General features: G+C 45.3%; 13 protein-coding genes and 1 pseudogene. 11 read left to right on the top strand and 3 right to left on the bottom strand.

The annotated features are described in order from the left end of the window. Nucleotides 1-287 (bottom strand): annotated as a pseudogene (locus AB4180_RS22535) (hypothetical protein); the annotation flags it as partial. A 222-nt stretch (nt 288-509) separates the two neighbouring features. On the opposite strand from AB4180_RS22535, the gene rsmE reads away from it, so the two are divergent. From rsmE to ruvX, 4 genes are all read left to right on the top strand, one after another. Beyond that, on the top strand, nt 510-1,241 hold the full coding sequence (rsmE, locus tag AB4180_RS22540) for a 16S rRNA (uracil(1498)-N(3))-methyltransferase (protein ID WP_102249699.1): 732 nt from the start codon (nt 510-512) through the stop codon (nt 1,239-1,241). Between the two features lie 9 nt (nt 1,242-1,250). Continuing rightward, nucleotides 1,251-2,201 (top strand): glutathione synthase, encoded by a 951-nt coding sequence (gene gshB / locus AB4180_RS22545; protein WP_102249698.1) that lies wholly within the window; start codon nt 1,251-1,253, stop codon nt 2,199-2,201. 116 nt (nt 2,202-2,317) lie between these two features. Next, the gene (locus AB4180_RS22550; RefSeq protein ID WP_065679492.1) at nt 2,318-2,881 is read left to right on the top strand and encodes a YqgE/AlgH family protein; all 564 of its coding nucleotides are present in this window, start codon (nt 2,318-2,320) and stop codon (nt 2,879-2,881) included. 59 nt (nt 2,882-2,940) lie between these two features. Beyond that, nucleotides 2,941-3,363, top strand: a complete 423-nt coding sequence (ruvX, locus tag AB4180_RS22555; RefSeq protein ID WP_009847698.1) for a Holliday junction resolvase RuvX — start codon at nt 2,941-2,943, stop codon at nt 3,361-3,363. Between the two features lie 333 nt (nt 3,364-3,696). Here ruvX and AB4180_RS22560 read toward each other — a convergent pair whose 3' ends face one another. Together AB4180_RS22560 and AB4180_RS22565 are read right to left on the bottom strand one after the other, a co-directional pair. Next, nucleotides 3,697-4,806: a PilT/PilU family type 4a pilus ATPase gene (locus AB4180_RS22560; RefSeq protein ID WP_102249697.1), complete on the bottom strand. Its 1,110-nt coding sequence runs from the start codon at nt 4,804-4,806 to the stop codon at nt 3,697-3,699. Nucleotides 4,807-4,820: 14 nt separating this feature from the next. After that, entirely contained in the window at nt 4,821-5,858 is a 1,038-nt protein-coding gene (locus AB4180_RS22565) for a type IV pilus twitching motility protein PilT (protein WP_012604833.1), read from the bottom strand. Nucleotides 5,859-5,884: 26 nt separating this feature from the next. On the opposite strand from AB4180_RS22565, the gene AB4180_RS22570 reads away from it, so the two are divergent. The 7 genes from AB4180_RS22570 (at nt 5,885) to hemW (ending at nt 10,741) form a co-directional block, all read left to right on the top strand. Then, nucleotides 5,885-6,589, top strand: coding sequence for a YggS family pyridoxal phosphate-dependent enzyme (locus AB4180_RS22570; protein ID WP_102249696.1), 705 nt, complete (start codon nt 5,885-5,887; stop codon nt 6,587-6,589). 84 nt (nt 6,590-6,673) lie between these two features. Further along, the gene (proC, locus tag AB4180_RS22575) at nt 6,674-7,492 is read left to right on the top strand and encodes a pyrroline-5-carboxylate reductase (protein WP_102249695.1); all 819 of its coding nucleotides are present in this window, start codon (nt 6,674-6,676) and stop codon (nt 7,490-7,492) included. Between the two features lie 76 nt (nt 7,493-7,568). Further along, the gene (locus AB4180_RS22580; protein ID WP_012604836.1) at nt 7,569-8,126 is read left to right on the top strand and encodes a YggT family protein; all 558 of its coding nucleotides are present in this window, start codon (nt 7,569-7,571) and stop codon (nt 8,124-8,126) included. A 29-nt stretch (nt 8,127-8,155) separates the two neighbouring features. Next, nucleotides 8,156-8,446, top strand: a complete 291-nt coding sequence (yggU, locus tag AB4180_RS22585) for a DUF167 family protein YggU (protein WP_017101445.1) — start codon at nt 8,156-8,158, stop codon at nt 8,444-8,446. Nucleotides 8,447-8,474: 28 nt separating this feature from the next. Continuing rightward, nucleotides 8,475-8,906, top strand: a complete 432-nt coding sequence (locus AB4180_RS22590; protein ID WP_102249694.1) for a DUF4426 domain-containing protein — start codon at nt 8,475-8,477, stop codon at nt 8,904-8,906. Between the two features lie 48 nt (nt 8,907-8,954). Continuing rightward, entirely contained in the window at nt 8,955-9,554 is a 600-nt protein-coding gene (locus AB4180_RS22595; protein WP_017101447.1) for an XTP/dITP diphosphatase, read from the top strand. Next, on the top strand, nt 9,554-10,741 hold the full coding sequence (gene hemW, locus AB4180_RS22600; RefSeq protein WP_017097517.1) for a radical SAM family heme chaperone HemW: 1,188 nt from the start codon (nt 9,554-9,556) through the stop codon (nt 10,739-10,741). The genes AB4180_RS22595 and hemW overlap by 1 nt, the downstream gene beginning before the upstream one ends. The last annotated feature ends 56 nt before the right edge of the window (nt 10,742-10,797 follow it).

The following is a 10,797-nucleotide window of genomic DNA, read 5'->3' on the forward strand; positions in this document are numbered from 1 at the left end:
CCACCGCCGCTTCCGCCTGAACCACCAGAACCACTTCCGGCACCGCCGCCGCTTTCGCCAGAGCTGCCCGAACCACTGCTGTCTCCGCCGCCACTGCCGCCCGAGCTACCAGAACCACTTTCGCCTCCACCGCCACTTTCGCCTGAGCCACCAGAACCACTTCCAGCACCGCCGCCGCTTCCACCAGAGCCGACTTGCGTATTATCCGTTGCTTTTCCTTCAGCACCTCCTCCTCCACATCCAGAGAGAAGCATTAACATACAGATTAATAACAGTGTTTTTTTCATATCGTTTCGTTTCTGCGTAGATAGACAATAAGAGGAGAGCTTAGGAAATGTGAGACCTTCATCACATAAAATTCCGGTGCAGCATACAGTAAACGATAATAATGATGAATATATGACTCTATTTTTTATAGGGTTTTCATGTAAATATTTATGTACCGACTTGTTTTATTTCACCTTAGACTCCATCCTATTGTTCTGCTCTACAGCGTGAGATATTAAATAATGCGAACTCCAAGAATTTACCACCCTGAATTGATTAACCAACTGGGGCAACTAGCTCTTAGCGAAGATGCCGCGGGTCATGTTGGTCGAGTCCTTCGTATGAAAGAAGGTCAAGATGTTCTTCTATTTGATGGCAGTGGCGCTGAATTCCCTGCGACAATTGCTGAAGTATCAAAAAAGAACGTCACCGTTAATGTTACTGAGCGTATCGAACGTAGCAGCGAATCTCCGTTAGACTTACATTTAGGCCAAGTGATTTCACGTGGCGACAAAATGGAGTTCACGATTCAGAAATCGGTTGAGCTTGGTGTAAACACCATTACCCCTCTGATTTCAGAGCGCTGTGGCGTTAAGCTTGATACTAAACGCTTCGAGAAAAAACTCGCGCAGTGGCAAAAGATTGCTATCGCAGCATGTGAACAGTCTGGCCGCAATACGGTTCCTGTTATCCGCCCAATCATGCAGCTTGAAGAGTGGTGCAGCGAACCGAGTGAAGCGTTGAAGCTAAACCTGCATCCTCGTGCAAAATACTCAATTAATACCCTTCCAGAACCCATCAGTAAGGTACGCCTATTGATCGGTCCTGAAGGCGGACTGTCCGCTGAAGAAATCGGTATGACAGAACAATACAAATTTGAAGAGACGCTACTCGGTCCACGTGTACTTCGTACCGAAACTGCTGCTCTAACCGCAATTACTGCCTTACAAGTCCGTTTTGGCGATCTAGGCTAGGAGAAAGAAATGATCAAACTTGGCATCGTAATGGATCCAATTTCATCCATTAACATCAAAAAAGACTCTAGCTTTGCCATGATGCTTGAAGCTCAGCGTCGTGGTTACGAAATCCATTACATGGAAATGGATGATCTACATTTAGATCAAGGCGTAGCCATTGCTGACACTAAGGTTGTTGAACTAAAAGAAGATCCAAACGCTTGGTACGAGTTCAAATCAGAACAGACTATCGCGCTATCCGATTTAGATGCGGTACTGATGCGTAAAGATCCTCCGTTTGATACTGAGTACATCTACGCGACTTACATTCTTGAGCGTGCTGAAGAGAACGGCGCACTGATCGTAAACAAGCCACAAAGCTTACGTGACTGTAACGAGAAGTTGTTCACGGCATGGTTCCCTGAACTGACACCAACCACCATCGTGACTCGCAAAGCTGAAAAGATTAAAGCGTTCCGAGAAGAGCACGGTGACGTGATTCTAAAACCACTTGATGGCATGGGTGGCGCGTCAATCTTCCGAGTGAAGGAAGGCGATCCTAACGTATCGGTAATCATTGAGACCTTGACCAACCACGGTCAAAACTACGCAATGGCACAAACCTTTGTTCCAGACATCAGCAATGGTGATAAGCGTATTCTTGTGGTTGACGGTGAACCAATGCCTTACTGCCTAGCGCGTATTCCTGCGAAAGGGGAAACTCGAGGTAACCTTGCTGCTGGCGGTACAGGTGAAGCTCGCCCGCTGAGTGAAACAGACTGGGCTATCGCAAGAGCAGTTGCACCGGCATTAAAAGAGAAAGGTTTAATCTTTGTTGGACTTGATGTTATCGGTGACAAACTGACTGAAATCAACGTGACAAGCCCTACTTGTATCCGTGAAATTGAAGCTGCTTTTGATATTTCGGTAACGGGAAAATTAATGGATGCAATCGAGCGTCGCGTTAACGCTAAATAGCCTAAACTAAAGAAAGCCTTAGCTATTCGAAAACACAAAAATATTTAGGCAAAGAACAATGAGCGGCTTTACGCCGCTCTTTTTCCTTTACTGGGAACACACTGGCAGGAGGCTCTATGAATTTAACGAACCACTTTCTGGTCGCTATGCCCGGAATGAAAGACCCATACTTTCAAAATTCGGTGATCTATCTTTGTGAGCACAATGACGAAGGTGCGATGGGGTTGATGATCAACGCTCCTATCGATGTCACTGTCGGCAGCATGCTCAAGCAAGTTGAGGTTGACTCTGAACAGCCGAAATCCAACCAAGCAAGCCTTGATAAGCCAGTACTTAATGGTGGGCCAGTTGCAGAAGATCGTGGGTTTATTTTGCATAAACCCAAAGGCAGTTATCAATCCAGCATCAACATGACGGATCAAATCTCAGTAACAACCTCGAAAGATATTCTGATGGTCTTAGGTACAGAAGATGAACCTATGCATTATCTGGTCGCGCTTGGTTATGCCGGATGGGAACCAGGACAACTGGAAATCGAGCTGACTGAAAACTCATGGCTAACCGTTGAGGCCGATCCAAAGGTTATCTTCGACACGCCAATTTCGGATCGCTGGAAAGTTGCCGTGCAAATGTTAGGTATTAACGCGGCTCAGCTTTCAGCAGACGCAGGACACGCCTAGCTCAAATTAGCTCCATAAAATAAATAAACACTCTCAACACAGATAAATTTGGAAACCCCATGTCACGAACAATTATGGCATTTGACTACGGTACAAAAAGTATCGGCAGTGCGATAGGACAAGAAATCACGGGCACCGCAAGCCCTCTAAAAGCTTTTAAAGCCAAAGATGGCATCCCTAACTGGGACGATATCGAGAAGCAAATTAAGGAATGGCAGCCAAATCTTATCGTGGTTGGCCTTCCGACCGACCTTCATGGTAAAGATCTAGCAGCTATTACACCCAGAGCGAAGAAATTCGCTAACCGTCTTAAAGGACGCTTTGGTGTGGATGTTGAACTACATGATGAAAGACTTTCTACGACAGAAGCAAGGGCCGACCTTTTTGAAATGGGCGGTTATAAAGCGCTAAGTAAAGGTAACGTCGATAATCAATCAGCCGTTGTAATTCTAGAGAGCTGGTTTGAAGCACAATATGGCTAAGTTATTTATTTAGCAAACTCGAGCAAGCTTATGATCCCTTGCCATTTTAACTGCGTAATGAAGGAGCGATAAAGGAAAAGAACTTGGGAGTTCATATGAAAATTTTTCTAACAATATTCATAGCGTTATCTATAACGGCATGCAGCTCAATGGGAAGCGGTTCCGCGGGTTACGACGGTCAACAGTACCCGTCAAAAATCAAATTAGAAAAGGACCGCGTTTACTCATATGATAACCATCGCTCCAACATGCACTCATCTAACATGCATTAAATTATAAACGAATAAAACCCGCCACAGAAGCGGGTTTTGTGTTTATCAACAAAGCCGTGACTTAGCCCATATCAATCTTAACGCCAGCCAACGCACCAGTTCCGTAGTCATCATCGCCACGTTTGGTCTTGAGCATTAAACGCAAGTCATTGGCAGAATCGGCACTGTGGAATGCGTCTTCTTCACTTATCTTGCCTGCAAGCACCAAGTCATACAACGCTTGGTCAAAGGTCTGCATACCAATCTCTTTCGATTTAGCCATCGTCGCTTTTAGTTCATGCAACTCACCACGACGAATCAAGTCAGACACTCGCGGGCTGTTAAGTAGAATCTCAAACACGCCATGGCGACCGCTGCCATTCTTATCTCGGATTAATTGCTGAGCGACGACACCACGCAGGTTCATCGACAGATCAAACAAGAATTGCTCTTTCTGTTCTTTCGGCACCAAGTGAAGAATACGTTCTAACGCTTGGTTGGCATTATTCGCGTGCAGTGTTGCCATACACAAGTGGCCCGTTTCAGCAAAGGTCATCGCGTATTCCATGGTTTCACGGCTACGGATTTCGCCAATCAAAATCATATCAGGTGCTTGGCGCAAAGAGTTCTTAAGCGCAACTTCGTAACTCTCGGTGTCTAGCCCAACCTCACGTTGAGTCACGATGCACTTTTTATGTTCGTGTACGAATTCAATCGGATCTTCAACCGTCAAAATATGCCCTGAGCGATTGGTATTGCGATAACCCGTCATTGCAGCCATTGAGGTCGATTTACCAGAGCCAGTCGCACCAACCACCAGCACAAGCCCGCGCTTAGCGATTGAAAGGTCTTGTAGTACGTCAGGAAGCTTTAATTGCTCAAAGGTTGGGATGTTAGTCTCGATGCGACGAATTACCGCTCCTGGCAGCTCTCGCTGAAAGAACGCACTGACACGAAAACGACCAAAATTACGCACGATAGCAAAATTAGCCTCACGCGTTTGCTTGTATTCATCTCGTCGATCTTGATCCATCATCGCATCAAGTAATTGAGCAACCTGAGCCGCATTCAGCTTCTCTCCTTGAGGTCGCAGTTCACCATCCACACGAAAAAGGATTGGCGCATCGACAGTGATATAAAGATCCGACGCCTTTTGAGAGAGCATCCCTTCAAGAATTTGATTCAATTCCATTTTGTTCACCTTGATTAAAACATTGAGGTTTCAATTTCGATCTTTTTCTCGACCTCTTCCGAGTCAACCAAGCCTTGTGCCATCAGTTGTTTCGCGTTTTGCTCCATGGTCTGCATACCATGTGCCGCGCCCGTTTGAATAATCGAGTACATCTGCGCGACTTTATCTTCACGAATCAAGTTTCTGATTGCAGGTGTCGCCATCATGATTTCATGACAAGCGACACGACCACCACCGACACGCTTTAATAGTTTCTGGGCAATCACCGAACGTAACGATTCAGACAGCATCGAACGAACCATATCTTTGTCGCTACCCGGGAATACATCGATAATACGGTCTACGGTTTTTGCTGCAGAGCTAGTATGCAAAGTACCAAAAACTAGGTGACCAGTTTCTGCGGCCGTTAACGCTAAGCTGATCGTCTCTTGGTCACGAAGCTCACCTACAAGAATTACGTCCGGGTCTTCACGTAACGCACTGCGTAGCGCCGCTTTAAAGCTGTGCGTATCACGATGAACTTCACGCTGGTTAACCAGACATTTATTATTGGTGTGAACGAATTCAATTGGGTCTTCAATGGTCAGAATGTGTTTGTTGTGATTACGGTTTACATAATCAACCATCGCCGCCAAAGTTGTCGATTTACCAGACCCCGTAGGGCCAGTCACCAGCACTAAGCCTTTTTCATAATTGGCAATTTTTTCAAAAATATCAGGTGCGCCCAACTGCTCTAACGTTGGGATTTCTACAGGGATGGTTCGAAAGACCGCTGCGCACCCACGGGCTTGGTTAAAAGCATTAACACGGAATCGGCCAACATTGGGTAATTCAAAAGAGAAGTCGACTTCCAATTTTTCCTCAAACTCACCGCGCTGTGAGTCGTCCATGATCTCAAAAACTAAACGATGCACATCAGCATGACTCAAAGCTGGGATTCCAAGCTTCCTTACTTCACCATCTATACGTACCATTGGAGATACACCCGCAGAAAGATGTAGATCTGACGCGTTATGCTTTACACTAAAATCTAGTAACTCAGTGATATCCATTTATTTTCCCTTAAGTAAAGTCAGCTATGAGTAGTATTCAACAAAATATCGAACAAATCACCTCACAGATTCGTAGTGCTGAACAAAAGTGCGGACGAGCTCCAGACTCCGTGCAACTTTTAGCCGTCAGTAAAACTAAACCTATTGATGCGATTCTAGAAGCCGCACTCGGAGGTCAAGTTGCCTTTGGTGAAAACTATGTTCAAGAAGGTGTCGATAAAGTAAAACACTTTTCAGAACAACATTCTAACCTAAATTTAGAATGGCATTTTATTGGCCCAATCCAATCTAATAAAACTCGCCCTATTGCGGAAAGCTTCCAATGGGTGCATTCCGTTGATCGCGATAAGATCGCACAAAGGCTTCATGATCAACGACCAAACGAGCTTCCACCTCTACAAGTGCTCATTCAAGTGAACACCAGTGGTGAAGATTCAAAATCAGGAACGTCAGAAGAAACAGTTTTTGCGCTCGCGGAGTTGATTTCGTCGCTCCCTAACCTCACTTTAAGAGGATTGATGTCGATTCCTGCAAACGTATCTGACTATCAATCTCAGCTTAATGCATTTTCTCAACTGGCAGAGCTTAAAGACAAGCTAGCCGCGAAGTATCCAAACATCGATACCCTTTCAATGGGTATGAGTGGTGATATGGATGCAGCAGTTGAGGCTGGTAGCACAATGGTTCGTATTGGAACGGCTATTTTCGGTGCTCGTGATTACGCGAAATAGCAAATAGTCAGCGACTAAAAGTCGACGATAAGTATTGATACCGCTTCGCTTTAACCGCGCAGCGACACGCTCAGGATTTTATATATGGAACATAAGAACATCGCCTTTATTGGGGCGGGAAATATGGTTCGCTCAATTGTAGCGGGCTTAGTGGCGAGTGGTTACCCAGCGCAAAAGATTACTGCAACAGCGCCTTCAGACACCAGAAGGCTGCCGTTAGAGCAAGAATACGGCATCAATACCACCAGCGATAACCTTGCCGCTGCAGAGCAAGCAGACGTTGTTGTATTATCAGTGAAACCACAAATGATGGCTGATGTATGTAAACCCTTACAAAGCATCGACTTTAGCAACAAACTGGTTATCTCAATTGCAGCGGGTATTAATGCGAATCGACTCAATGAGATGTTAAACTGCCAACTGAACCTTGTACGTGTTATGCCAAACACGCCATCACTGCTTGGTAAGGGGATGAGCGGCCTTTATGCTGATTCAACGGTCAGCCAAGATGATAAAGACTTTGCTTCTCAGCTAATGCAAGCCGTAGGTGAAGTAAGCTGGGTTGAGCAAGAATCTGGGATTAATAACATCATTGCGGCGGCGGGCAGTGCTCCGGCTTACTTCTTCTTGTTTATGGAAGCGATGCAAGCTGAAGCAATTAACCAAGGTTTTGACCAAGAAACCGCTCGTAAATTAGTGCAGCAATCTGCATTAGGCGCGGCAGAGATGGTAGTAGCAAATCCAAATACTGAATTATCTACACTGCGTGAGCAAGTGACTTCAAAAGGCGGAACGACCGCAGAAGCACTGCGCACGTTTAACGACCATCAACTTTCAGGTATCGTAGCAAAAGCCATGCAAGCGGCGGTTGCTCGAGCTGAAGAGATGGAAAAACTGTTTTAATACTAATTACAGTAAAAAAGCATTGTGTCGTTCAGGCTATACCTAAACGGCAAGTAAATCCCAAAAAGGAAACAATATGAACTCGATGAGCTTTCTGATCTCGACCGTTTTTGATCTTTACATCATGGTTGTGATCTTGCGTATCTGGCTACAAGCATCACGTGCAGATTTCTACAACCCATTCTCACAATTTATCGTAAAAGCGACACAACCGGTTGTTGCACCACTACGCCGAGTAATTCCATCAATCGGCAGCCTTGATCTTGCGACGGTTGTTTTCGCTTATGTGCTATGTGTACTTAAGTTCGTCGCTCTAAACCTGATTATCTCTGGCGGTGCGGCTGTATTTGACATCAGCTTCCTGATCTTTGGAGCGCTATCTCTGCTTAAAGCGGCTGGTGGTTTGATCTTCTGGGTTCTGCTAATCCGTGCAATCCTGAGCTGGGTTAGCCAAGGCCGTAGCCCAATTGAATACGTGTTCCATCAACTGACTGAACCAATGCTGGCTCCAATTCGTCGTATTCTTCCTGCAATGGGCGGTTTTGATTTAAGCGTACTGGTACTGTTTATTGTTCTGCAATTCGCGAACTTCTTAATGGGTGACCTAATTGGCCCTATTTGGTATCAGCTATAATTTAAGTACGAACATCAGGTACTTTGACGATGCCAAAAGCGGTTTGGGCCGAGGAAGACGATATTCTTCTTAGGCTCTATATCCAACCCAAAGCAAGCCGCGATAAAATTGTCGGCTTACACGGCGAGGAACTGAAAATTGCCATTACTGCACCACCGGTTGATGGCAAAGCCAATGCTCACTTAGCGAAATACCTTGCGAAACAATTTAAGGTCGCTAAAGGGCAAATTACGATAGAAAAGGGAGAGCTAGGTAGGCACAAGCAAGTTCGAATATGCTCGCCAAGCCAAATCCCAACTGAAGTCAAAGCCATCCTATGATGGCTTTTTGCTATTTATTGGAGTCATTATGCGTTTATGGATAACAGCACTACTCACCGCTCTTGTTGCCTTACCAAGTTCGGCAGGACAGTTTAAAAGTATCAAGGATGTCGAGGTTCATTATTCGGCTTTCAATTCCACGTTTTTAACTGCGCAGGTCGCTAAGCAATATAAGCTGAAACGAAACGGATACTCAGCGATTCTAAACATCAGCGTGCTAGACAACGCTTCTCTAGGCAAGCCTGCAACAACGGCTAAAATTACGGGAACAGCTCGAAACCTAGTAGGTAACACTCGCACGCTTAACTTCCGTGAAATAAAGGAAGGTGATGCAATTTATTACCTTGCTGAGCTCCCTATCACTCACGAAGAGAACATCACTTTTAATATCGATGTTAACGCCGGTTTGAAAGGCACAGGCCCACTGCGTTTCACACAAAAATTCTATATAGAAGAGTAGCTTCAAAGCTCACATTTCTAGTCATTAACTTATTAGAGCCACATCCCCATGAGTAAGATTGTTTTAGCAACAGGCAACCAAGGCAAAGTTCGCGAGATGGCAGATATTCTGTCTAAGTTTGGTTTCGACGTTGTCGCGCAAAGTGAATTTAACGTTTCAGAAGTCGCAGAAACAGGAACGACTTTCATTGAAAATGCCATCATCAAAGCTCGCCACGCTGCGAAAGTGACGGGGCTACCAGCCATTGCTGACGATTCTGGCTTAGAAGTTGATTACCTTAATGGTGCACCCGGTATCTACTCAGCGCGTTACTCAGGTGAAGGGGCTACTGATAAGCAAAACATCGAAAAGCTGTTAGATGCTATGCAAGGTGTCGATGTTGAAAAGCGTACCGCTCGTTTTCACTGTGTATTGGTGCTAATGCGTCACGAAAACGATCCAACTCCATTAGTATGTCACGGTAAATGGGAAGGTCGCATTCTGACTGAAGAACACGGTGAGAATGGCTTTGGCTACGATCCTGTATTCTTTGTACCAGAAGATAACTGCGCCTCAGCAGAACTTGAATCGTCACGTAAGAAGCAACTGTCACACCGTGGTAAAGCCCTCGCGTCATTATTCAAGACTCTCAAGGAGCAAGCTCTGTAATGCACAATGCAGCGCTAATACCACCCGCACTCAGCCTCTATGTCCACATTCCATGGTGTGTACAAAAGTGTCCGTATTGTGATTTTAACTCTCACGCTCTCAAAGCCGAGATTCCTGAAAAAGAGTACATCGATGCTCTGCTTGAGGATCTCGATACCGATATCGAAAAATACCAACTCAATGGCGCACCTCGCCCATTGCATTCGATCTTTATTGGTGGCGGCACGCCGAGTCTATTTTCTCCAGAAGGAATAGGTCGATTGCTGCAAGGCATTGAACAACGCATTCCGTTCAAACCTGAAATAGAAATCACCATGGAAGCTAATCCGGGAACTATCGAAGCTGAGCGTTTTGCTGGTTACCAAAAAGCAGGCATAACTCGAATCTCGGTGGGTGTGCAAAGTTTTGAACAAGAGAAACTGGAAAGGCTTGGGCGTATTCACGGTCAAGACGAAGCGGTTAACGCAGCTCATTTAGCACATAAAATCGGACTAAATAGCTTCAACCTAGATCTAATGCACGGCTTACCCGATCAAAGCATTGATCAGGCCTTGGCTGATTTGGACAGAGCGATCGAGCTTAACCCTCCGCATTTATCTTGGTATCAGCTAACAATAGAACCTAACACCATGTTCTATTACAAAACGCCAAAGCTGCCTGACGATGATGACCTTTGGGATATTTTCGACTTAGGCCATAAGAAGCTCGCAGACGCAGGTTATGTACAGTACGAAATTTCAGGCTACAGCAAGCCGGGATATCAGTGTCAGCATAATCTCAACTACTGGCGCTTTGGTGACTACCTAGGTATTGGCTGTGGCTCTCATGGCAAGCTGAGTTTTGCAGATGGACGTATTGTTCGCACCACTAAGGTTAAACACCCTAGAGGTTACCTAGCCGCGTATCAGAATCTGGTGAAGCCCTATCTGTCGGATGAACTTGAAGTCCCTAATGAGGACCGCCCTTTTGAGTTCTTCATGAACCGCTTCAGGCTAATGGAAGCGTGTCCAAAGCAGGATTTCATTGATACTACGGGGCTTGGTTTTGACTCTATTCAAGAAACTATTGAATGGGCAAAAGAGCTAGGCTACTTGAATGAAACCAACAGCCATTGGCAGATCACTGAAAAAGGAAAACTCTTCTTAAACGATTTGCTTGAAGCCTTTATGGCAGAAGAAGACGAATAGTTCGAACGCTAGAGTACAAAAAGCCTCTCATCACGAGATAATGCCGATCGTTTAAG

This window comes from Vibrio sp. 10N.286.49.C3, from assembly GCF_041469545.1.
Taxonomy (GTDB): Bacteria; Pseudomonadota; Gammaproteobacteria; order Enterobacterales; family Vibrionaceae; genus Vibrio; species Vibrio tasmaniensis_A.

Excerpts from the sequence above, each read along its gene's own strand:
- rsmE (WP_102249699.1), top strand. The coding sequence starts at position 510 with ATGCGAACTCCAAGAATTTACCACCCTGAATTGATTAACCAACTGGGG.
- AB4180_RS22570 (WP_102249696.1), top strand. The coding sequence starts at position 5,885 with ATGAGTAGTATTCAACAAAATATCGAACAAATCACCTCACAGATTCGT.
- yggU (WP_017101445.1), top strand. The coding sequence starts at position 8,156 with ATGCCAAAAGCGGTTTGGGCCGAGGAAGACGATATTCTTCTTAGGCTC.
- ruvX (WP_009847698.1), top strand. The coding sequence starts at position 2,941 with ATGTCACGAACAATTATGGCATTTGACTACGGTACAAAAAGTATCGGC.
- hemW (WP_017097517.1), top strand. The coding sequence starts at position 9,554 with ATGCACAATGCAGCGCTAATACCACCCGCACTCAGCCTCTATGTCCAC.
- AB4180_RS22595 (WP_017101447.1), top strand. The coding sequence starts at position 8,955 with ATGAGTAAGATTGTTTTAGCAACAGGCAACCAAGGCAAAGTTCGCGAG.
- AB4180_RS22565 (WP_012604833.1), bottom strand. The coding sequence starts at position 5,858 with ATGGATATCACTGAGTTACTAGATTTTAGTGTAAAGCATAACGCGTCA.
- AB4180_RS22560 (WP_102249697.1), bottom strand. The coding sequence starts at position 4,806 with ATGGAATTGAATCAAATTCTTGAAGGGATGCTCTCTCAAAAGGCGTCG.
- AB4180_RS22580 (WP_012604836.1), top strand. The coding sequence starts at position 7,569 with ATGAACTCGATGAGCTTTCTGATCTCGACCGTTTTTGATCTTTACATC.
- proC (WP_102249695.1), top strand. The coding sequence starts at position 6,674 with ATGGAACATAAGAACATCGCCTTTATTGGGGCGGGAAATATGGTTCGC.
- AB4180_RS22590 (WP_102249694.1), top strand. The coding sequence starts at position 8,475 with ATGCGTTTATGGATAACAGCACTACTCACCGCTCTTGTTGCCTTACCA.
- gshB (WP_102249698.1), top strand. The coding sequence starts at position 1,251 with ATGATCAAACTTGGCATCGTAATGGATCCAATTTCATCCATTAACATC.
- AB4180_RS22550 (WP_065679492.1), top strand. The coding sequence starts at position 2,318 with ATGAATTTAACGAACCACTTTCTGGTCGCTATGCCCGGAATGAAAGAC.